This window comes from Paenibacillus xylanexedens, from assembly GCF_001908275.1.
Taxonomy (GTDB): domain Bacteria; phylum Bacillota; class Bacilli; order Paenibacillales; family Paenibacillaceae; genus Paenibacillus; species Paenibacillus xylanexedens_A.
Map to the genome: position 1 here is coordinate 3,916,607 of NZ_CP018620.1, position 24,501 is coordinate 3,941,107.

The window sequence follows — 24,501 nt, forward strand, 5'->3', positions numbered from 1 at the left end:
GGTATCCACCCTATGAATAACGTACTTACAGAACAGGCTGATGCAGGATATCGGCTAGCTGAGCAGAAAGCATCTCAGTATTTCACTTCTCTTAGGCAGCAACTTATGGATAATACGTATACAACAGCACTTACCCAAGATATTCATGTATGGCAAAAGAAACATATTCATCGTTTTGCCTGGCTTTCTCTTTTATCACCTAGCAAAAGAAAACCGGATCCCCGGGATGTTCATAGATATATCCACTGGCTGAATACGACAGGAAAGCTGGATGATTACCTGGATCGGAGTATCTCCTATATTTATATGCGGGATCTGGGGCAAGCCCTTGATTCTCCGGGTACGCAGGCCCGAATTCAGAATGTTGTCCAGAATACTAAAAAATACTTTATGGGCTCTGCCACTGGGCGCAAAGGACAGCCTGATTATATCAGTCTGGCTGCGTTGTACCGGTGGGGACAGAAGGAGAACATTGAAACGGCTGTCATCTGGGTGATGAACAAATTAAAGAATGTAGCATCCAACATCCCGAAGGAGCTGGATGCAGAGCAGGCGCAACGGAAGCTCATCAAGATCATTCTTGGCGTGGTCCTTCATGTGGACGATGAGATGAATGAGCAGACACCACCTGAAGAGCGTGCCCGGAGATTTGATGCGGCGATTCGACTTGGTTATTCGTACGGTTTGACATATCCATTTGTGGATGATCTGCTGGATTCTCAAGCTTTGACTGTTCAGGAAAAAGAACAATATTCCCTGATGATACGTGATGCACTTCTTACCGGGGTCGTCCCTGATCTGGGGGAGTGGAAAGGCAGCAATCTTGAAGTAATTGAATATGTACATTCCGAGCTTCGGGAAGCATTTGAGTACATCAAGAACTACCAGCATCCAGAGAAACAGCGCACGTTCTTAGAGCAATCCTATGTGTTCTTTCAGTCTCAGGAGATCGATCGCAACAAGAAATTAGCCAATGCGAATTACAGCAATGAAGAATTGTACATTCCGATTATTATCAAATCTTCTTCTTCCCGATTAATCGTCCGGTCTGTTCTCAGTGCACCGGTGGATGAAGGATTTGATCTGCGGACGTTCTACTACGGGATATATAATCAGTTGGCTGATGATTTTGCCGATATGTTTGACGATATGGAAGAAGGGGCAGTAACTCCGTATACGTACTATTTGAAGTACCGTGACCTGCGTCCCGACTTGATTAATCCATATGAATTGTATTGGGCAGTCATCTCTCATCTAATCCATGATGTATATAACTCGGATGCCAAGACCCGCGAGGTCATACTGGATCGTGCGATCAACGGGCTGAAGCGTTGTAAAGAACGGTTGGGGCAGCAAAAATATGATGAAGTGATGACGATCTTTGCCTCTGGGCAGCCTGAATTCAATCAACTGGTTCAACAGATGGTGCGAAAAGCAGATGACGTTGATTTCCTTGATAAATTGTTACGGGATCAGGTTGTGCTTCAATTGAAAAATGACAAGCAGGAGAAAGAGGAGTTCAAACAGACCATTCGAACGGTTCGCGAACAGATTAATGTGGAGTTACAGATTGCGAAGCCCGGTGGCCTTCACGAGATGAAAGAGACGCTGATCGATGCCGCCAATTACAGCTTGCAGGGAGACGGAAAGAGGCTACGTCCGATATTAACTTGGGTTATGGGTGTGCGCGAGTATGGTCTACCTGAATCATCCATCGTTCCGCTGCTAAGATCATTGGAGTACATGCATACCGCTTCCCTGATCTTTGATGATCTGCCTACGCAGGATAATGCTTCGACAAGGCGTGGACGTTCCACGCTGCACCAGGTGCACAATAGTGCCACAGCAGAGCTTACCGGTCTATTTCTTATCCAGAAGGCGATTGGAGAGCAATCCTCATTAGATCGTTTTGATGCGGCGACCGTGCTCAAACTCATTCAGTATTCGGCTGAAAAAGCAGAGGATATGTGTATGGGGCAGGCGATGGATCTGAACTCCAAAGGCAAGGCATTGACGCTGGAGCAGTTGAACATGATCTGTTTTTACAAAACAGGCATTGCCTTCGAAGCTGCCCTGGTTATGCCAGCGATACTTGCCCAAGTGAAGGAACCGGAGATGGCTACGCTGAAAAAGTTCGCTTATCATGCGGGGATCGCCTTCCAGATCAAGGACGACTTGCTGGATTTCGAGGGAAATCACCTCATTCTTGGGAAACCAGCAGGTCAGGATGAGCGGAACAACAATTCAACCTTTGTGTCTATTCTGGGTGATGAAGGCGCGAAGAAAGCGATGTGGGAGCATTATTGTCTTGCTACAGATGCATTGAACGAGATGCCAAAACCTATCCCCTTCCTGAGACATCTATTGGATTATCTTGTTGGTCGCGAGCGCTAATTCATTTAACTAACGATTCCGTGTTGCGTATGACTTATTATGATATATAACGACAAAGGTCAGGATTCCATATGAATGGATTCCAGGCCTTGTTTGACTTTGTAGACACAAATTTCTTAAAAAGATTTGTTTCAACTCCTGTATTTTTGGGTAATAAGCAGGTACTGTTGTTTTAAAACTGACTAATTCTTATAGAACATCTTATATCAGTAAAAATTTTAGATTTCGACAAACTTTACATGGAGTCTATGCCAAAAGGAGAACTTACAATGCAGGTTCAAAAGGTCGATCATCACGAATTGTTCGAGCAGATCTATAACCAAGCGCCTATTGGGATTGCACTAGTTGCTCCAACAGGGCAATGGATGAAAGTGAACCCTGCCTTTTGCTGTATGCTAGGTTATACAAGTGATGAATTAATGGATCTCACGTATCAGGATATTACACATCCGGATGATTCCTCACAAGATATGATCTGTAGTTATGAGCTATTTGAAGGTAAATCAAAAGAAAATCAATACGAAAAGCGTTATATTAATAAAAATGGTGACATCTTATGGTGTTCGATACATGTTTCCTTGGTTCGAAATGAAATTACGGATGAACCTCTTTATTCCGTTTGCCATATTGTTGATATTTCCAATCGTAAACTGTCTGAACAAAAACTTCTCCATAGTGAAGAAATGTTCAAACTTATTACGGATCATGCTCAGGAGATCATCTATATTGCCGATTCAGAGGGAGTTTGTCGGTTCTGCTCACCGTCAGTCCAACAAATATTAGGTTATTCCCCGGAAGAAGTCATTGGCCAAAACAATAATGCTTCCTTTCACCCACAAGATCTGGAACGGATCTCACAGATGGATTTGACTAAAGGTAATCTGTTGAATATTAGAGTCCGCCATAAAGACGGGCATTATCTTTGGTTTGAAACCACATACAAGGTCTTTGGTGATGCGGAGCATGAACAGCAGATTTTTACAATTGGACGAGATATATCAGAGCGAAAAAAACAAAAGGATATCAGTGCAGAGGCTGAACGTATCGCCTTGATTGGTAGTTGGGAATGGGATATGGTCTTAGACCATATTACATTTTCAGATCAGATCTTTGAGATTTTTGAACTTGAACGCACCTGCAAACCATATCGGATAAGTGATGTTTTTGATGTTATGAATTCCGAAGATATAGCCTCTATACAAAAACATATTACAGGGGTAAAACAAGGTGAACCGCTCGATTTCGAATACAAACACATCAGTTCTGATGGAAATGAGAAGTATCTTCACTTGCGCGGATTGATTACACTCGATGAGAATCGTCAGCCAGTCCAGCTGAACGGAACACTACAGGATATCACTGAACGCAAACGCATCGAATTTAAATTGCAGGAATCTGTGGAGCGATACACTTCGCTTAAGAAATACAATCATGACGCCATTATCTCGTTTAACATGGATGGTAATATTATGAATGCAAATCCAGTGGCGGTGAAAATGACGGGCTGTCCCGTGGCTGAAATGATCGACACAAGCATAAGCAGATTTATCGGAGCCAGTAATCTGGGTCTGATTCTGGGCAGTAATTATGAGATGGCTGAAAAGGAAATCAACGCTGTTCGGCACACGGATGGATCTGAGACAGAAGTCTTGGCTACGCTTGCTCCAATCATTGTTAACCAATCCAATGTCGGGTTTTACCTGATTGCCAAGGATATTACGGAGCAGAAAAAACTGCTGGTAGCCAAAGAGACAGCGGAGAGAATGAATAAGGCCAAAAGTAAATTTTTGGCGATGATGAGTCATGAAATCCGCACACCCATGAACGGTGTAATTGGGATGACCGATTTGCTCCTGGATACTCCTGGACTTAGCGGGGAACAAAAGGAATATATCGAAATCATCCAGAAGAGTGGAGATTCCTTGCTTGCTATCATTAATGATATTCTTGATTTTTCCAAAATCGAATCAGGCAAAACCGATCTGGTGGAAGATCCTTTTGATCTCGTAGAGATCGTGACCGAGACGGTGCAAATCGTAAAACCGCTGGCTCGTGAAAAGAAGCTGGATGTTCGCATGTGCGTAGAAGATGTCATTCCAACTCCGGTGTATGGTGATGCTTATCGTCTTAAACAGGTACTTACCAATATCATCGGCAACGCAGTCAAATTCACTTCAGAAGGCGGCGTGGAAGTTAAAGTGGGAGTTAAGGAGCAGTGCGGCAATACCGTGCAGCTTTATTTTCAGGTAAAAGATTCGGGCATTGGCATTCCGGCTGAGAGGAAACAACAGTTATTTGAACCTTTCTACCAACTGGACAATTTTATGACCCGCAAACCTCAAGGTACCGGTCTTGGCCTTGCCATTAGCAAGAAACTGGTGGAGCTTATGCAGGGTGAGATCTGGATCGAGGAATCGGATGAACCGGGTACAATATTTATATTTACCGCCCAATTTAAATTAAATAACGGTGAAGAGAGCAACAGGTTGGATCAACAGCAGAAGAAGAGCAGAACATCAGCCTTGCGAATTTTAATCGCAGAAGACAATGAGGTGAATCAGCTCGTCCTTAGCAGAATCGTTGAGAAAAAAGGGCACTTTGTGGATCATGTGGCGGATGGTGTTGAGGCAGTCGAGGCGGTCAAACACACTTCATATGATATTGTCTTCATGGATGTGCATATGCCAAGGCTTAATGGGTTCGAAGCGACAAAAGTGATTAAAAATGCTTTGCACCCCGAGAGTTGTCCATTCATTATTGCGGTAACTGCAAATGCCGTAAGAGGAGACATGGAAAACTGCTTGAAGGCAGGTATGGATGCGTATGTCAGCAAACCGATCAAAATCGAGTCCATTATGCAAGCATTGGAGACCTATTACATTAAAAATAATCTCTAAATATTAATCTCTGATTGCACTAAAAATGGATCGGCAATAGAGCCGCTAGCTTATCGTCAATAGGCTACCGGCTTTTTTGCTGTTCCATGATTTGGTCCACTCCTGTATGCCGCATATACGACTGTGCACAAATCCCTAAGGATTTTTGATCCACAATTTCGAGATGTCCATATATCCGAATTCCGCTGTCTGCATACCGAAGATGCTCTGATCCAGTTCCGCCTGCTTGTTCATGTGACAGCCATGCAAGATCCAGCAGTGATCACGTAGCAAGGATTCAGCTTCATCCAGAAGCGCAGTACGGTCTGGCCGATGAAGCTTTGCAAAATGATCCAGTTTGTCATCCAATAGAGACTGGAATGCAGGAGACATACACATATGAAAATGGTTGGACAGGTTTTTGAAAAAATGAATCATGCCGTACTGCCAATCTTCCTCCAGTATCTCTTCAGCGAGGATCAATTGTGCGTTTGTGGTTTCCTCTGAATTGAAATAATCCACAACGGCATGCATGCTGATGTTCAGACCGATGGACGCTGCCCTACACCGGAACCACTCGGCAACGTCTGCATCCTTATTATGCTTATACGATAAAGTTATGGTCTCCCCCTGGTACCCGCAGTTATGTAGCAATTCACGAGCCTGCTCAAGAGAGCCAGCTGACCAGTCCTGGTCTGCACTTCTCCAGGGAAGGAAGCTGCTGGCTGGTGTAATCCGATTTCCACCGAGATCTCTGACAAGTGCGACCGAATCATAGACAATACGCAGGGCTTGCCGAAATAGGGGATGATGATGGATGCCTTCCTTGTGAAAATTGAACAGCATATACTGACAACCAAGCGCCGGATAATTGATACTGTTCGTCTGATCACAGCCTGTTGTCAGACTCAATCGATCTGTACCGGGTAGCTCATAATAGCGATCATTTGGACTCAGGTCAGGCACAAACCAGAAATGCACTTGATCCAGATGTGGCCGGATGCCGTAGTACGCATCAAAAGCGGTAAGCTCCAGCACATCTTCATTCAGCTCAGAGATCTGAAAAGGACCGGTACCTACCAATGTATTGTCTACATTGTAATCGTAGGGCAGGATTGTCATCCGAATACAACTGAACAGATGCAAGAAAAACCGATTAGGACGATGTAGAACAAACTTGATGCAGTAATCGCCAGCTACTTCCGCTCGTTCAATATCCCGATACAACCAGATGGACGGACTATGCACATCAATCAATCGTTGCAACGTCGCTTGCACATCCCGGGACGTCATGATACGTCCGTTGTGGAAACGTACACCTTTCTGGAGATAGAAGGTCCATAAGCGATGGTCCTCGCTGCACTCCCACATGTGCGCCAGTGCTGGCAGGAATGATTCTGTCTTGGCATCATAAGTGATCAATGTATTACAGACCTGGCTTAGCAGGTAGGTTTCAAATGCAGTATAAACAAAGGCTGGGTCCAAATCACCTAACTGGCGTGACCTCATGATGCGCAGTATATCCTGACCAGAGGCAGTTTCATCGTGGCCGTGAAATCCCATCTGTTGATGAAGGGAGAGCATGAGCTGTTCTCGCAATGTATCATCCATCTGGACGGTTCCGATGAGTTCAATGGCGTCTTTCATTTTGCCTTTACCTAAAAGTTCGGTAAAACTCGCTTCCAACGCTTCATTCATGCTGCGCAGCATCGTTAGCTTCGAATGATGTCCACGACCACGTCCCGGTTGCCAATGGATGAAGCCCAGTTCTTCCAATTTTCTGAGAATGAATTTCACATTACGAGGGGTGCAGCACAGGGCAGCGGACAAGCTATCGATGGTTACCGCTACAGGTTCATGAAGTTTGAATGAAAGCTGTTCGGCCCCGGCGAGCCTTATAAAGTGTGTATGTAGGGTATCCATGGTCATGACTCCTCTATTAAAGGTGAAAAGTGTGAACATATGTTTACACTTTTACTTCCCCCTTTTATCCTTACAATTATACATTAGAAGAGGCAGTTCAAAAAGTCCGCTTTTGAAGCACTTAGAAAGAATAGGAGAAGTTCGCATGAGGCAATATTTAAGGCAGATTCACCCCTTGGCATGGACGATTATTATCGGAACCATGTTTGGACGTCTTGTCACGTCAATGAGTATCCCGTTTCTATCCATCTATCTGACACGTGTGTTAGATGCTACACCGACCCAGACCGGTATTACTGTGGCCGTTAGCTCGCTGGCAGGTGTTATGGTCAGCTTTTATGGAGGTTACATTTCGGACCGGATCGGTCGCAAAATCGTGATGTTAATCTCGGTATTTAGCTGGGCAGGTGTGTTTTTCATCTTTTCAGCAGCAGAGCATCTATGGGTGTTCTTTGTTGCCAATACGTTAAACGGATTATGCCGCGCAGTATTTGAACCCACTTCCAGAGCGCTGTTATCGGATATTACTTCTCCGGAGAACAAATTGCTGGTGTTCAACCTTAGATATGCTGCGATTAATCTAGGTGTGGTATTTGGGCCAATTATCGGATTTCAGCTGGGATCATCTGAATCGACGTTTCCGTTTGTGATTTCCGGCTTGGTATACATAGCCTATGGACTTGTATTATTTCTGCAATTCAAGTTACAGCATGCCAATCTGCCAGAGCGTCATCAGGCAACCGCACCACGTTTGCGTGAAGCACTCATGACCACTGGTCGCGACCGGGTATTTCTGCCGGTATTAATCGGTACCACATTCTGTGTTCTGGGTTACGGGCACTTTAGTTCTACGTTGGCACAGTACTTGGCGAGAAGCCCGATCTTTGAGAATGGAAGTCAGATGTTCTCGTACATGCTGTCCCTGAATGCTGTGACGGTACTGATTATTCAGTATCCTCTTGTGAGAACCTTCCGAAACTTCCCACCGCTTGTTCCTCTGATTGTGGGTAACCTGCTGGTTGCAACCAGTCTGATGATGGTTGGAATCGCTGAAGGTGTACTCATGATGATGATGAGTGTCATACTATTTACCATTGGGGAAGTGTTGTTGTTCACCATGATGGATATGCTCATTGACCGGATTGCAAAGCCGGAATGGAAAGGGACGTATTTCGGGACTATCGGATTCAATAATATCGGTAGTGTCATTGCTCCTGTCATGGGCGGGGTGTTATTAAGTCAATTTGGAGCGGAGAATGGGCTCGCTGTTTTTCTACCGATTGCACTGACGACTGCCCTGGGAGTACCTTTTCTTCTGATCGCACATAGACGTCTTGTTGTTAGAGAGAAGCAAACAGAGCCTACATCATTAAGTATGTAGCGAGAATTGAAAATTTTAATGGCATGAATTAAATAACAATTCAGTTAAAATTATCTTGACGGATGTTAGTCCAGCGAATACAATAAACAACAAATATGTGAAACGGGTGGGATGATGATTATGTTTATGCCTATACAGATTTCGAATCGATAACTGAATACGCATGAGCATAGTGACATTAATCCAATTTTTTTGCAATGATCGCGTTGGGACAGTCATGTTTGTGCACCTCTGTCGTGGACGCTCATCATTATTGCGATGCAGAGGAGATACGGGAAATGCTTTGCATTTCATTCGATCTCTTTTGGCTACAAGCTGTAGATGAACATTAGTTCATCTATGGCTTTTTTGCATGCATTCCACCCAATTTGTTCACATGGAAAGGAGCGTTTGGAGCGTTATTTTATAAAAAACTAACTTATTAAAAGGAGAATGTACAATGGTCAACTTACGTTCTACATATCAATTATGGGCGGGAAATCCCGATTTTAATGTCATTATGTATGACTCATCCTAGTGATCGCAAATTTGCTGTCGTTAAGATCATCAACAAATATGAATAGGCAAGAACAATTAAATAAACCAATAAAGAGGTGGGACCTGTGCCCAAAACAGAGAAAAGTTCCATGGCATGGCTGCTGCGCTATCTAAAAACAGTCAAAGGACGGCTGGCCTTACTTTTAATCATGTTGCTCACATCAACGGGGCTTCAGCTCTTGAACCCACAGATCATCAAACGATTTATCGATACAGCAGCAAGTGGGGGAGTCCTCACCAATCTTGTTCAACTCGCAGGAATATTTCTGGTTGTTGCCGTGTTTAATCAACTCATCACGGTAGCGGTAAGTTATTTGGGGAATGATGTGGCCTGGCGGGCCACGAATCAACTGCGCGGAGATTTGCTGAAGCACTGTCTGCGTCTCGATATGCGTTTTCATAATGAGAAAACACCTGGTGAGATGATTGAACGTGTGGATGGTGACGTAACGAGCATCTCCAATTTTTTCGCGATGTTCATTGTGCAGGTGATCGGGAGTTTTGTACTGCTGGCCGGAATTCTCGGATTCATGTTCAGCGTTAATGTACCCATTGCTTTGGTCATGACCGTGTTCACATTATTATCGATCCTGTTCATGGTCTTCATCCGAAATCTTGGCGTGGACTCTTCCAAAAATGAACGGGCTGCAAGTGCCTCTCTGTTCGGATTAATTGAAGAACGCATTGCCGGGATTGAAGATGTGCAAGCGAATGGTCATGTGCCTTATGTGATGAACCGCTTTTACCGCACGATGCGCACGGTATTCCGTAAGGGGAGAAAAGCCTGGCTGTTACGGGTTATTCCGTGGAATACCACAGTAGTCCTATTCGCTCTGGCGGTCACTGCGGTGCTTTTGCTGGGTGTGCATTATTATATGGAAGGTCTAATTAGTATCGGAACATTATTTCTGATCTACCAATATACGCAGATGCTGAATGATCCGATTGAGATGCTTGGAGATCAGGTTCAGGAGTTTCAAAAAGCAAAATCAGGCATGCTGCGCTCCAGAGAGCTGTTGTCCATGCAAAGTGTGATTGAAGAGGGCACAGAGGAGCAATTGCCGGAAGGACCTCTTGGTCTGGAATTCAGTCAAGTGCACTTCAGTTATAACCAGGATAAACCGGTATTACACGACATTACTTTTGCTATTAAACCTGGTGAACGCCTGGGAATCATCGGTCGCACAGGTAGCGGTAAATCGAGTCTTAGTCGTGTTCTTCTCCGGCTGTACAATCTGGATCGGGGTACGATCCGTGTAGGTGGAACGGATATCACAAAGCTTTCATTACAAGCGCTCTATCGCCGCGTTGGCATGGTGACACAGGATGTGCAATTGTTTGATGGCACACTGCGTGACAATCTGACCCTGTTCAATGAGGATGTATCGGATCAGATGATCAAGGAAACGACGGATCGCCTTGGACTTAGCCAATGGATTAATTCACAACCAGAAGGACTTGATACGTATCTGGCAGCAGGTGGGGCTTCATTGTCGGCAGGGGAAGCACAGTTATTTGCCTTAACCCGCGTATTTCTGACCGAACCGAGTTTGGTTATTCTGGATGAGCCGTCGTCACGTCTGGATGCTGCGACCGAGGGAATGCTTCAATCTGCAATTGACCAGTTAATGAAACAATCCACTGGAGTCATTATTGCTCACCGACTGGCTACACTGGAGAAAGTGGATCGGATTATGGTGCTCGGTGATGGGAAGGTACTGGAATTTGGAGCGAGAGAAGAACTTGCCAGTAACCCGGCATCTCACTATGCCAGACTGCTCATTACAGGCCGAGAGGAGGAACTGGCATGACTGTAGCAGGATTTATAGGCCGTTTGTTTCGATTCAGGCCTTTGTTGTTTATAATCAACGGATTGTTATGGTGTATATTTCATTCCTTGCCGTTAGCTATTGGTATTGGGATGCAGTGGTTTTTTGATCGGACAACAGCGGGTTCTACTGACTACATGTGGCTTGCTGTGCCGCTTATCTTTATTGCTTTAGTCCGAATGGCACGGGTAGGCACATTTTTTGTAGCCTTTTATGCATGGGTCACGTATCTGTATCATGTTCAGGCGATTTTGCGAACCAACATGCTCGCAGCAATCATGCGCTGGCCTGGGCGTAATCTTCCGGCTTCACCAGGGGAGGCGATGAGTCGCTTTCGGGATGATGTCGATGAAGTCGTCGAGTATGTAGAATCATGGGTGGACTTCTGGGGACGACTCGTATTTGCTGTTGTGTCTATCGTCATTATGGCAAACATTAATTGGCAGATCACATTGGTTGCCGTGTTACCATTGGTGGTTGTGACTTTACTTAACAATCTGTCCGGAAATCGGGCTCGGAAGTATGCACAGGTTAATCGTGAATCGACTGGGCGAATTACCAGTTTTATTGCGGAAACGTTTGGAGCAGTGCAAGCCCTGAAACTGGGTCAGGCCGAAGAGAATGTCTCTTCACGTTTCAACCAGTTGAATGAAGATCGTCGCCAGGCTGCACTTCGAGACAATCTGTTCAAGCAGTGGATGAGATCGATGAATCAGCATGTTCTAAGTATCTGTACCGGATTGATTCTACTGATGTGTGCAGCTGAGATGAAAGCAGGTAACTTTACCGTAGGTGATTTTGCCTTATTCACCAGTTATCTGGCCAATATCGGATTTAGCATTTCACTGTTTGGTTATATGGTGTTTCAGCACAAAAGGCTCAAGGTATCGTATGATCGTATGCGTAAGCTATTCCGCCCGGGGGAAGAAGACCAGATCATGGATTCGAGAGAAATCTATCTGTATAAAGATCCGCCGGAGCTTGTAAGTGAACAGAGGGACCCTAAGGAGAAGCTGCAATCTCTTGAGGTGAATAAGCTGACTTATCAATATCCGAATTCTGCAAATGGCATAGAAGAGATCAGTTTCCGACTGGAACGTGGACAATTTCTTGTTATTACAGGACGGATTGGATCAGGTAAATCAACGCTGGTACGAACACTTCTTGGACTGTTACCCAAGCAAAAAGGGGACATTCACTGGAATGGAGAAGCTGTTGATCCAGCCACGTTCCTGATGCCGCCTAGAGCCGCATATACCCCGCAAGTGCCAAGACTGTTCAGTGATACGTTGAAAGAAAATATCGTCCAAGGCAAACAGGGGAACACCGAGCAAGCGCTTGAAAAAGCCATTCGTCTGGCTGTGATGGAGAAGGATATCAAACATCTGGATCAGGGGCTTGAGACCCCGGTTGGTCCAAGAGGGGTGATGCTGTCAGGCGGGCAGATTCAGCGCGCGGCCACAGGACGCATGTTAATGACGGAAGCGGACCTGTTTATCTTTGACGATCTGTCCAGTGCACTGGATGTGGAGACAGAACAACAAGTATGGGAAGGGATGTTCCAAGAGCCGGATGTCACCTGCATCGCAGTTTCTCACCGCAGGGCAGCACTTTCCAAAGCAGATCATATTATCGTGATGAAAGATGGACGCATTGAAGCTGAGGGAAGCTTGGCCGAATTGCTTGCCACCAATGAAGAGATGCAGTTGCTGTGGCAAGGGGAGCAAACTCCCGCCAAAGTTGGTTAGCTTTAAAAATTTAGAAAAGATAATAAGAAAACAAAAAAGCCTTACAGACGACTCCTGGAAGAGTAATGTCTGTAAGGCTTATTATCGTTATAACGAGTGGAAAGATGGAATATTTTTATCTCATCATTTGAGCGATCAAGGAATACGCAATGATGACCAGGAAGATAATAGTGATATGGTTAATGGAGAAGATAAACATCCGTTTGGACCATTTCTCTGTTTCTTTCTTATCAAAGGTAGCCACACTAAGAATGAGCCAAGCCAAGCTAACCAGAAATGCCACAATAGCGACAAATGGACTCATCGGCCAGAATAAAAAGCTGGAGATCAGTAACAGTACCAGATACACATTTGTCTGAATGTATGTCCGTCTGATTCCTTTAACAACGGGTAGCATGGGAACACCAGCAGCTTTGTATTCGTCAAAACGACGAATCGCAATCCCGTAGAAGTGAGGCATTTGCCATAAGAGCATCGTAACGACCAATGCCCAGATCTCGAAATGACCCAGTTCCGGTGAAATGGCTGCCCAACCGATGAGTGGAGGCACAGCACCCGAAAGACTTCCCACTTCCGTGTTGTAGATCGTTGTACGTTTGGTCCACATCGTGTAAGGGAACACGTAAAGCAACAGACCCAAAATACCAAATACAGCAGCGGATGGGGAAGCGATGTACAACATGATGCCCCCGATGATGGTGATTGCAATACCGAGAATCAGACCCGACTTGGTATCTACGCGTCCCGTAACCGTAGGACGTTTCTTCGTACGTTCCATGATCGCATCAATATCACGATCATACAAGTTGTTAAACACCCCTGCAGCTCCAATAATGAGAGAAGACCCAATAAAGGACAGGATGATTGGTACAATATTAGCTAAGATTGAAGCATCAAATACATATAAAGCCAAACTTAAACCCGCAAACATGGCGATCAGGTTGGACTTGATGATTCCGATTTTGATCGTATCGAAGAATACTTTCGGAATCGAGCTATACTCCAGGCTGATATTGGTCTGTGAACCATTGTTCAATGTTTTCAAGAACTCACTTCCTATATCTATACTTATATATTATGTCGCTATTATACCATTCAATCCACTATGTGATTTAATTAACGTTTTAGTATTTAAAATAATGTCATTTGATTGTGAACAATTTAAAAACAAGGTTGTTTTTAATTGTTAAATAATTATTTCTGTGTTACAGGAGAGAATCCAAAAATCCGGGTATAACAGTGATTTAAAGTTTGTTCTGTCATTGTAGTGTAAGTTTAAATAATCTTTTATTCAACTTCCACAGGCTGGATTGAAGAAAGTGGTTAAAGATATATGTTGCAAAATGGTTAGGTTTTGTTTATTGTAGATATAAGATATCTTTAATAGTCTTGTTTAAAATGTGTTCCTGTAATTCTCCGATATTACTTTCTTAAGAGAAAGCGGAGGTTATTTTTAAAGTTTAATTAGAGATATTAAATGTCTGGAAAGGGTGAATAGTATGAGTAATATGAATCAACTCTTGGATGTACTTATTATTGGTGGAGGACCAGCGGGGCTTAATGCAGCCCTAGTGCTTGGCAGGGCCCGCAAGAACGTCGTGGTCATTGATGATGAGACACCGCGTAACTGGGTTACAAGGGAGACTCATGGGTTTGTGACAAGAGATGGGGCAAGTCCACGTGAATTCCGGAAAGCTGCCAAAGAACAGATTGAAGCGTATCCCTCAGTCCAATTTGCATCCGATACGGCAACAGCGATAACAGGTAGCGACGGTGATTTTGTAGTTAAGACTACTCAAGGGGTAAACTATCGCACGAAAAAGATTTTGTTTGCAGTAGGTAAGAAAGATCTGCCTCTAGATATTAACGGATTAACAGAAGTTTACGGTAAAAGTGCGTTTGTGTGTCCATATTGTGATGGATGGGAGTTAAGAGACCAAGCGCTGGTCATCATCGTTAGTGGAGATAAGGCATTACATATGGCAAAAGTCATATCCGGTTGGACAGCACAATATACGATCTGTACGAATGGATCAAATTACTTAACCGATGAGCAGCGTGAAGAGCTGAAGCGGCATAATGTTACTGTATTCGATGCACCGATTCAATCCATTAACTCTGAAGAAGGAATGGTACATCAAGTTGTGCTAAATGACGGTACAGCGATTCCATGCACAGGAGTTTTCTTCCAACCGAAACTGTTTACCGGATCAGAACTGCCAAAGGCCATCGGTTGTGAAATTACAGAGTCGGGGACGGTTATCGTTGATGCTTCCGGCAAAACATCTGTAGCGGGTGTATACAGTGCTGGTGATGCAGCATCCGAGATGTATCAGGCAATCACGGCTGCGTCTCTGGGGGCATTGTCTGCTGTAAGCATTAATAATGAATTGAATTTCGAGAAGTGGGATGAGCCAAGTCATCGTTAGATTAAATTAATAAGCGTCATAGAATCATAGCGTCATTGGTTCATACAGTAGGGGATTGCATATGCAATCCTCTATTTGTTGTTATTCAACCTAAACGTTGAACAATTCAAATGAAAGTAATACAGCCGGAAGAAAATTTGATATTAATTTAATTATGGTTTATTGTATTATCAAATGATACATATTGCTATCATTTATATAATCATCAAAGGAGAGATCACTTATGAATGAAAGCAAAACGGCTATCATATGGCTAACGAATACCTTGCTCCACGGCGTACAGTTAAGAGGTGATCATCATGAGTGATGCAACTTCCATTCCACAGCCCAAAATGTATGGACCACTTGGCAATCTGCCCTTAATTGATAAAGATAAACCCACGTTGTCGCTAGGCGTTCTAGCTGAACAGCATGGACCGATATATCGACTTACGGTTCCCGGTTATTCCGGTTTAATCATATCTGGGCCAGATCTTGTCGCGGAGTTATGCGATGTCTCCCGTTTTGATAAGTTTGTATATAATGAACTCGAAAACGTACGTGCCTTTGGAGGCGATGGTTTATTTACAAGCAGAACATCGGAGCCCAATTGGAAAAAGGCCCATAACATTCTGCTTCCCACCTTCAGCAAGCAGGCCATGAAAGGTTATCATTCCATGATGATTGATATTGCCGATCAATTGATCAACAAGTGGGCACGCCTCAATTCCAATGATACGATTGATGTTGCGGACGATATGACACGCCTTACGTTGGATACCATTGGACTATGTGGATTCAATTATCGGTTTAACAGTTTTTATAGACAGGACCACAGTCCTTTTATTGAAAGCATGGTTCGGGCATTAAATGAAGCAATGCAGAAGAGTTCACGTTTGAAAATTCAGAATCTGCTTATGGTGAAAACCAAACGACAGTTCCACGAGGATATTCAGACGATGTTCTCTCTGGTAGATCAGATTATAGAGGAACGTAAAGCGAGTTCAGCACCCGAAGAGGTTGACTTGCTCGCACGTATGCTGAATGGCAAAGATCCGGAGACTGGAGAAATGCTGGATGATGAGAACATCCGTTATCAGATTATTACGTTTCTCATTGCCGGACATGAAACAACGAGTGGTTTGTTATCTTTTGCTCTTTACTTTCTACTGAAAAATCCGGAATCGCTTCAAAAGGCGTATGACGAGGTGGATCAGATATTGGTCAGTGACTCACCACAGTACGAGGAAATTCTTCAGCTTTCCTATATTCGCATGATTCTCAGTGAATCACTACGTCTGTGGCCAACAGCCCCGGGATTTGATGTATATGCCAAAGAAGACACCGTCATAGGTGGCAAATATCCCTTGAAGAAAGGGGAGAGTTGCAGTATTCTTTTGCCCCAGCTTCACCGTGACAGAGAGGCATGGGGAGAGGATGCGGAGCTTTTCCGTCCGGAGCGATTTGAAGATACGGCGAAAGTGCCTCATCATGCGTATAAACCTTTTGGTAATGGGGAGAGAGCATGTATAGGCATGCAGTTTGCTTTATATGAAGCAACACTTGTGCTTGGCATGGTCCTCAAACATTTTGAGCTGATCGATTATAGCAACTATGAGTTGGATGTTAAACAGACACTGACATTGAAGCCGGGAGACTTCCGGATCCAGGTGAAAGCGCGCGAAGTGTCACAAAAGATGAATAAGTCGACCGTATCTGCGAAAGAGAAACCTGCTCCTGTTGTTCATAAAAATATAGCAAGTGAAAGCCAGAGGGAAGAAATCCTGGCCGTTGAAGCAGATGGTAAGCCTTCGCTCCTGGTGTTATATGGTTCCAATCTGGGAACGGCAGAAGGCATTGCCCGAGAGCTTGTGGAAAAAGGGCGTTCGTATGGAATCCCAAGTGAAGCAGCCACTCTGAATGAGTGGGTTGGCCGCATTCCCCGCCAAGGTGTCGTTCTCATCGTCACAGCTTCGTATAACGGTAAACCTCCGCAAAATGCTACGGCATTTGTAGACTGGTTAAAGGGAACAGAGTCAGAGGAAGCAAAGGATGTAAACTATGCCGTTCTGGGTTGTGGAGATCGGAGTTGGTCCGGGACGTACCAGAGCATTCCTCGATGGATAGATGAGAGGCTTGAAGAATTGGGAGGTAAAAGACTGTTATCCCGCGGTGAAGCCGATGCCGGAGGTGATATGGAGAAACAAGTCGAGGCGTGGCAGCATATGTTGTGGCCACAGGTGTTGAGTGTCTTAGGGATTAGCGAGGAAGCAATCAAATCCTCCAAGCCAAGCGCCAGCAGACTTCAAATGGAGTTTGTCCGCGAGAAGACGGATATGCCACTTGCACGAACTTATGATGCCAGCTATGTCACGGTTGTAGTTAATAAAGAGCTTCAGGCGCTGGGAAGTGGAAGAAGCACGCGTCACATCGAAGTGTTACTGCCTGAAGGCATGAGTTATAGAGAAGGCGACCATCTCGGCGTGTTGCCTAGCAATCAGAAGCAGAATGTAGATCGGATACTCAGTCGGTTCGGACTACGTGGGGATACTCCGATCCAATTAACTTCGGACGTCAGCCATCTTACACACCTACCACTGAACAGACCCGTCAAGATTCATGAGTTGCTCGCTTATTGTGTGGAATTGCAGACACCAGTCTCCAGAACACAGTTGCAGGAGTTAGCTAATCATACGGTATGTCCACCTCATAAGCGTGAACTGGAAGGCATGTTGGACGAAAATAGCTACAAGGATGATATTCTTGCCAATCGAATCACCATGTTGGACCTGCTAGAAAAGTATGAGGCGTGTGAACTGCCATTCGAAAGGTTCCTTGAACTATTGCCTCCACTCAAGCCCAGATATTATTCAATATCCAGCTCGCCAAGCCTGAATTCCGAGCAAGCAAGCATAACCGTATCGGTAGTAAGAGAGCCTGCATGGAGTGGTAAGGGCGAATATCTGGGAGTTGCTTCATCGTACCTCGCTGGTTGTTCATCCGGAGAAGATATTCTGATGTTTGTACGTACACCTGAATCCGAATTTCATCTGTCCGAAGAGGTTGATGTTCCAATGATCATGGTGGGACCGGGGACGGGTGTTGCACCATTCAGAGGTTTCCTCCAGGCGAGAGCGGTCATGAAACAGAGAGGTTTGCAACTGAGTGAAGCGCATTTATTCTTTGGGTGCAGGAATGATTCAGATTTCATATATCGTCAGGAGCTTGAGCAATACGAAAGGGAAGGGATCGTTAAGCTACACACTGCTTTTTCTCGTGCGGATGGCAAGCCCAAAACGTATGTACAGCATCTAATGAAAGAGAATTCCAAACAGTTAATTCACATGCTGATGAGCAAAGGAAAACTCTACGTATGCGGGGATGGAAGCCAGATGGCACCTGCGGTAGAAGAGACTTTGCGGCAAGCATATCAGGAGGTGCAGGGAGCAACGATGCAGCAAGCGAAGGACTGGCTCATTCAGCTTCAGGCCGGAGGACGCTACGTGCAAGACGTGTGGGCAGGTAATAAACGAACAGGTGAAACTCCTAAAACTGTGCATGAGGAGGTACATTAAGACGGAGATGACTCCAATATCTACTAATATACAGTCCTTAATATACTCAAGCTAACAAACAGCCGCTTAATCTGGAGCTTTGTCTCCAAAATAGCGGCTGTTATCATGATCTGACCATGAGCCGTCGCTCGGTTCATTTTCTCACTCCTGAACTGTTAGCGTTTACATTAAATTTGAAATAAAAATGATTGACAGTCCTTATCTGAACGAGTTTAATTATATAGACCGATTGTTATAATTATTTGAAGGAAGTGGCTTTCGTTGAGTGAAAAGTCTAATGCTAGAGAGTCTATTGTCAGCACAGCAGCGAGACTGTTTTTTTCACAAGGATATCATGCGACCGGTCTGAATCAGATCATCAAAGAGAGTAGTACGCCGAAAGGGTCGTTGTATCATTATTTCCCGCAAGGCAAGGAAGAGCTCGCGCACGAGTGTATTCAAAAAGCCAATGAACAAATCTTGCAGACATTTGAGAAAACATTTGCAGCCCACGACAATACGGGGGATGCCATTCAGAGATTTATTCATGATTTGGCTCATGAAACAGAAGCAGCCGGGTTTACCGGATTTCTGCCATTCAGCTTCTGGGCAGCTGTGGAGACATCGTGTATTAGTCAGCAGTTGCGTATTGCATGTCAGGGTGTATTTGCAGATTGGCAGGATGTCATTAAGAAACATCTGATTCTGGATGGCGTTGGTGAAGAGAAGGCGCGGGAGACGGCACTTCTGATCATTTCTTTGATGGAGGGAGCACTGATTATCAGCCTGACGAATCAGGATAAACAGCCTCTGCTGACGGCTGCTGAGTATTTGTCGGTTGTGACGAAGAACGCCAAACAGATTCAATAATTTATACCAAGAGACAGAGAAAAAGAAAGTTCGATACGTTTGAGGAGGATGGGATCGTGGAGGTTTCCATGAAGGCTGGTTCTGCACAGAATCAACAAGAAACAAAGCAATACAAGGTATTTCCGATTTTGTTCGCGATGCTGCTGAGCGGCTTTATTGGTCTGTTTGGAGAAACGGCATTAAACGTGGCATTGACGCCACTTATGGCTCTACTGGAAGTAGGTCCTACAACGATTCAATGGTTAACTACAGGTTACTTGCTTGTGTTGGGAATCCTGGTACCGGTATCCGGTATGCTGTTGCAGTGGTTTACCACTAGACAGTTGTTTACAACATCTTTGATTTTCTCGATTGCAGGAACATTTGTTGCTGCACTTGCACCTAGCTTCGAAATTCTGTTGGTGGCACGGGTACTGCAGGCGATAGGTACAGCGCTATTGTTGCCACTGATGTTTAACACCATATTGGTTATTTTCCCGATTGAAAAACGTGGTGCTGCCATGGGATTGATTGGTTTGGTTATCATGTTTGCACCAGCAAGCGGTCCGAGTATCTCCGGTCTGATTCTGGCTAATCTGAGCTGGCATTGGATCTTCTGGATCTCCTTGCCGTTCTTCATTATCTCACTGGTATGCGGCTTGTTGTTCTTGCCAAATATTTCGAAATTGACCAAGCCCAAAATTGACGTACTGTCCATTATCCTTTCTACCCTTGGTTTTGGTGGTATCGTATACGGCTTCAGTAGTGCAGGGGGACATGGAGAAACTGGTGGAGGCTGGACGAGTCCGGTCGTTGTTGCCACTCTCGTTATTGGTGTGTTGTCCTTGCTGTTATTCAGTATCCGTCAGTTGAGAATGAAACAGCCAATGATGGATTTGCGAGCGTTCAAATATCCGATGTTTACGATTGGCTTGATCCTGATATTCATCTGTATGATGATGATGCTGTCATCCATGCTGATCCTGCCAATGTATCTGCAACAAGGTATGGCCGTTACCGCGTTAACTGCCGGACTGGTTCTATTGCCGGGTAGTTTGCTGAATGGTTTACTGTCTCCGGTCATGGGCCGACTGTTTGACAAGTTTGGTCCGAAGTGGCTTGTGATTATTGGTCTGGCTGTCGTGACGGTTGTACTCTTCATGTACACTGGAATTACACCTACAACAACACTGGCAAAAATCATTACGCTGCATGTGTTCATGATGGTCGGAATCTCGATGATTATGATGCCTGCACAGACGAATGGTCTGAACCAATTGCCACGTGAGTATTATCCTCACGGTACTGCCATCATGAATACGTTGCAACAGGTATCCGGAGCGATCGGTACGGCTGTTGCGGTAAGTATACTGAGCGCAGGACAATCCCGCTTTTTGAGCGGAGTGGCGAACCCGGAAAGTCCAGAAAATCAACTGGCAGGTTTCACGTCAGGTGTACAGAATGCGTTTGTATTCGCATTAGTTCTGTCGATTATCGGTCTGATTACTTCACTCTTCGTGAAACGGGTCAAAGTAGGATCAACGCCGGGACAACAAGGTCCTATGCATTAATCCATTAACTAACAATAATAATTTGATATTGTATAAGAGCGATGTGTTCCTTAACTTTAAGGACGCATCGCTTTTTTTGTATTTATTCTATCTTTTTTGGTGTTGACGTGAAACGGGTTACAGCCTTTAGACTAAAAATGTAGCCGAAATACGGCGGTTCAAAGAATGAATTTCAGAGCAAATACTTCATGTTCCGGCAAAATTGTATATGTTCATACTAATATAAAAGGGTAATATAGAATGTAATAGTACAATTTTTAACCAATTCGAAAACGGTTTATATTTTATTTTTACTCAAGGAGACTTCATTATGATCATCATCAATCCCATTGGCAATAACATTGAAAAGATGCTGTTGCACTACGAAAAAAACGGCCATCTCACTCTACAGGCTTCGCTTATTAGTAATAGCTCGGTTGTATATAGATTGCAAGATTATTGTCTAAAGGTATATGCTTCACGTGCAAGATTGGATGGGGAGATAGAAAGTGAAGCACTTAGGGCATTGGAGAGTAATTCTTATGCACCTAAATTGTATGCGTATTCACCGGGTGAGTACACTCTGACAGAGTGGGTTGATGCATTCAAACTGAAAGAGTACCGTGTGATATATGGACACATTCCTCCCAACTTGATATACGATATGTTTACAACGGAACTTCAGCAGATTCATGCTGGATATTGGGACTGGGATGTCATCCGATATGAGAATTTGCTCTGGACCAAGACAGGTGATGTGAAAAGAACGAACTTTTGGTTGTGTGAGCCTGTAAACTCCAGACGTGAGAGCTTGTATAACCAGGTCATTCGAAGAATTGAGAACATCTACAATGGCGATCGAACCGAAATGGAGGCGATGAAACAGTACTTTTATCGTCACCAGTTGACTTCATTAGAGATCGAACAAGCTTTCAGCGATTTCAGGTCCCAACGGCCAAGGTTGGCGATAGCACAGTAAATCACATACTTAAAACCCCAAAGATATTAGAGATACCTTTGGGGTTTCTTTCATGATATAACATAGCCTTACTTTAGCAGAGTGTACGTTACTTCTTCACCAGGGCCAATATTTCATCCGCAACGAGGTCAGGGCGATATTGATGGATGTAATGATCGGTATCTTTAATGGTTACCTGTTTTGAATCATCTGACCAAGATTTGAATTCTAATTGTGATTTATCCCATTCGGGTTCACTTGCACCAAGGTAGTCAGCTGTCAGTATGGTGAGTGGAAACGGTAAGGTTTGCTTGTGATCTACGACCACTTTGGCATTGGCAGCTATTTCACGTAATTCATCCAACGTATTAACATTACCATAGTTGTGCAACAGCGCAGTTGTATCCAGTTTTTTCAGATCTTCGGGTACAAGTTTCAGTTCATTACGATTGGCATTGGAAGTTTCGACAACCAAGTCAGATTGCATGGAGAGGCGGAATAGTCCGGTTTGGATACGGAATTTATTCGCAAAACCACCAATTGTGTCTGCCAAAGAGTCATCGTCATTCGAATAATATTCGGGGCTTCCGCCATCAATCATGACGATACCCTTGACGAGATCCGGGTATTTTTGTGCGAAACGGATGGTTTCCAGCGAGCCGAGCGAATGTCCAACTAATACATAAGGTGGCTTCTGTCCAGATACCTGCAACAACTCGTGTAATTCTTCAGCTACGGTATCGACATCACGTTTTTTATCGGTCTGATCGCTATATCCATAGCCAAATCGGTCATATACAGCGAATTTTGTGTTTGGAGCAAGCTTTTCATATAATGGATAATAATCTACATAGGGATTAGCGGTTCCCCAGCCAGAGGCGAGTACGACTGTTACATCGCCTTCTCCACCAGTATATAGATGCATATTGTCTCCATGGACTTCGTACAGCTTACCAGGGGGGACGAGTGTTTTGGCATCCTGCCTTAAACCCACTTGTTGGTAGATCACGCCAGTACCCAGAAGCAACAGAACTATCGCCAGGTCAAATATCAAAAACTTAACTAATCTTTTACGCCATTTCTTCATGTTCTCTCACATACTCTCCATGTATTTTCTCTATCATATATGCCCAATCTTATAGGAGAGAAAACAGAGTCTTAATTCTATCTTAATTGAGTTTATTTCCGATCAAGGGAGATGAGCGTGTTCTAGTGAAAATTGTATATCAACGGCCAATGAATTAATATATAGCTACGATATAAGTTGAACTAAAGAATATTTACACTGCTCACTCCGATGACAGAATAACCTTCCGATCGCTGTTATCCCCAGATTTTTTTGATTCACTTTTATAACGGTGAAAATCTGGTGATAAAGGCGAACGCTCCGCTTCTTTAGGCTATTTCTGTCCTCTACGTTCTAGTGTCAATGTATAGTTCAACTGATATAGTTGAATATATCTCATCCAAATATTGAACCTAGATTGATTATATAGAACAGAAGGTATGTATAATGACAAAATACGAAAATCAGCTCCCGACATCAGCCGGTATGAACTTCAAGTCCCTAATCAGTATATTGAGAGATTCCATGCGTGGCAATGTAGAACGGAGGCCAACTGGCACGATGCCCATGGAGATATGTGAACCTGCTGAATCATTCAGTGCATCCGATAATCCACAGGTTACATGGTTCGGACATTCGGCTTTTTTGCTTGAAATTGAAGGGCACAGGTTGCTCTTTGATCCGATGCTGGGCAATCGTCCATCCCCTGTATCCTGGGTGGGTACCAAACGTTACAGCACGAATCTACCGATACAACCGGAGGATTTCCCGGCTCTGGATGCAATCATTATATCGCATGACCATTATGATCATCTGGATTATAACTCCATCCACAGATTGAAGGATAAAACAAAGCGATTTATCGTACCGCTTGGGGTACGTCGACGGCTAATTCAACTGGGTGTGCCTTCGGAACAGATTACCGAGCATAACTGGTGGGAAGAGTTATCGTTCAAAGGTCTAACATTTGCTTGTACGCCAGCAAGACATTTTTCGGGCAGAGGATTATTCGACCGTAATTCTACCTTATGGTGTTCGTGGGTTATCGCTGGACAACATACGAAGGTGTTCTTTAGTGGCGATAGCGGATATGGTCCTCATTTTAAGGAGATTGGCAGTAAATATGGTCCATTTGACCTGACGTTGATGGAATGCGGGCAATATGACGAGCGGTGGTCCAACATTCACATGATGCCGGAAGAAACGGTGCAAGCACACTTGGATGTAGGGGGGAAGTTGCTTATCCCGATTCATTGGGCCGCATTTACGCTGGCCTATCATGCCTGGAATGAACCGGTTGAACGAATTACGAAGGCTGCACATGCCTTGCAAGTTAAGATTGCAACACCCAAAATCGGCGAGAAGGTTGTTCTTCATACGGAGGATTACCCTACACATCCATGGTGGAGACCGGAATTGGGATGAAAA

The 24,501-nt window shown here is 44.3% G+C and carries 14 protein-coding genes; 11 read left to right on the forward strand and 3 right to left on the reverse strand.

Features of this window, described 5'->3' with window-relative positions; translation table 11 throughout:
• Window positions 1–12 precede the first annotated feature (12 nt).
• Both BS614_RS17475 and BS614_RS17480 read left to right on the forward strand, forming a co-directional pair.
• Entirely contained in the window at window positions 13–2,394 is a 2,382-nt protein-coding gene (locus tag BS614_RS17475) for a polyprenyl synthetase family protein (RefSeq protein WP_074094897.1), read from the forward strand.
• Window positions 2,395–2,663: 269 nt separating this feature from the next.
• A complete protein-coding gene (locus BS614_RS17480; protein WP_074094898.1) occupies window positions 2,664–5,291 on the forward strand; it encodes a PAS domain S-box protein in 2,628 nt (875 codons plus the stop codon).
• Between the two features lie 135 nt (window positions 5,292–5,426).
• Here the strand turns inward: BS614_RS17480 and BS614_RS17485 are convergent, their stop codons facing one another.
• Window positions 5,427–7,193, reverse strand: coding sequence for an ABC transporter substrate-binding protein (locus BS614_RS17485; RefSeq protein ID WP_074094899.1), 1,767 nt, complete (start codon window positions 7,191–7,193; stop codon window positions 5,427–5,429).
• 145 nt (window positions 7,194–7,338) lie between these two features.
• Between BS614_RS17485 and BS614_RS17490 the strand changes: the two genes are divergently transcribed.
• The 3 genes from BS614_RS17490 (at window position 7,339) to BS614_RS17500 (ending at window position 12,688) form a co-directional block, all read left to right on the forward strand.
• A complete protein-coding gene (locus BS614_RS17490) occupies window positions 7,339–8,574 on the forward strand; it encodes an MDR family MFS transporter (protein WP_074094900.1) in 1,236 nt (411 codons plus the stop codon).
• A gap of 602 nt (window positions 8,575–9,176) precedes the next feature.
• On the forward strand, window positions 9,177–10,922 hold the full coding sequence (locus BS614_RS17495) for an ABC transporter ATP-binding protein (protein ID WP_074094901.1): 1,746 nt from the start codon (window positions 9,177–9,179) through the stop codon (window positions 10,920–10,922).
• Window positions 10,919–12,688, forward strand: coding sequence for an ABC transporter ATP-binding protein (locus BS614_RS17500; RefSeq protein WP_074094902.1), 1,770 nt, complete (start codon window positions 10,919–10,921; stop codon window positions 12,686–12,688). Before BS614_RS17495 ends, BS614_RS17500 begins: the two co-directional genes overlap by 4 nt.
• Before the next feature lie 115 nt (window positions 12,689–12,803).
• Here the strand turns inward: BS614_RS17500 and cyoE are convergent, their stop codons facing one another.
• Window positions 12,804–13,733 carry a heme o synthase gene (gene cyoE / locus BS614_RS17505; RefSeq protein ID WP_036608378.1) on the reverse strand — a complete coding sequence of 310 codons (930 nt, stop codon included), beginning with the start codon at window positions 13,731–13,733 and terminating at the stop codon, window positions 12,804–12,806.
• A 463-nt stretch (window positions 13,734–14,196) separates the two neighbouring features.
• Here cyoE and BS614_RS17510 point away from each other — a divergent pair, with 463 nt between their 5' ends.
• The 5 genes from BS614_RS17510 (at window position 14,197) to BS614_RS17530 (ending at window position 22,028) form a co-directional block, all read left to right on the forward strand.
• On the forward strand, window positions 14,197–15,117 hold the full coding sequence (locus BS614_RS17510; protein ID WP_074096885.1) for an NAD(P)/FAD-dependent oxidoreductase: 921 nt from the start codon (window positions 14,197–14,199) through the stop codon (window positions 15,115–15,117).
• Window positions 15,118–15,416: 299 nt separating this feature from the next.
• Entirely contained in the window at window positions 15,417–18,671 is a 3,255-nt protein-coding gene (locus BS614_RS17515; protein ID WP_074094903.1) for a bifunctional cytochrome P450/NADPH--P450 reductase, read from the forward strand.
• 261 nt (window positions 18,672–18,932) lie between these two features.
• Window positions 18,933–19,520, forward strand: a complete 588-nt coding sequence (locus BS614_RS17520) for a TetR/AcrR family transcriptional regulator (protein WP_074094904.1) — start codon at window positions 18,933–18,935, stop codon at window positions 19,518–19,520.
• Window positions 19,521–19,588: 68 nt separating this feature from the next.
• The gene (locus BS614_RS17525) at window positions 19,589–21,070 is read left to right on the forward strand and encodes a DHA2 family efflux MFS transporter permease subunit (RefSeq protein WP_074096886.1); all 1,482 of its coding nucleotides are present in this window, start codon (window positions 19,589–19,591) and stop codon (window positions 21,068–21,070) included.
• A gap of 310 nt (window positions 21,071–21,380) precedes the next feature.
• Window positions 21,381–22,028 carry a protein kinase family protein gene (locus tag BS614_RS17530; protein ID WP_074094905.1) on the forward strand — a complete coding sequence of 216 codons (648 nt, stop codon included), beginning with the start codon at window positions 21,381–21,383 and terminating at the stop codon, window positions 22,026–22,028.
• 88 nt (window positions 22,029–22,116) lie between these two features.
• Here the strand turns inward: BS614_RS17530 and BS614_RS17535 are convergent, their stop codons facing one another.
• On the reverse strand, window positions 22,117–23,094 hold the full coding sequence (locus tag BS614_RS17535; RefSeq protein WP_074094906.1) for an alpha/beta fold hydrolase: 978 nt from the start codon (window positions 23,092–23,094) through the stop codon (window positions 22,117–22,119).
• Window positions 23,095–23,520: 426 nt separating this feature from the next.
• Between BS614_RS17535 and BS614_RS17540 the strand changes: the two genes are divergently transcribed.
• Window positions 23,521–24,498: an MBL fold metallo-hydrolase gene (locus tag BS614_RS17540; protein ID WP_074094907.1), complete on the forward strand. Its 978-nt coding sequence runs from the start codon at window positions 23,521–23,523 to the stop codon at window positions 24,496–24,498.
• Window positions 24,499–24,501 lie beyond the last annotated feature (3 nt).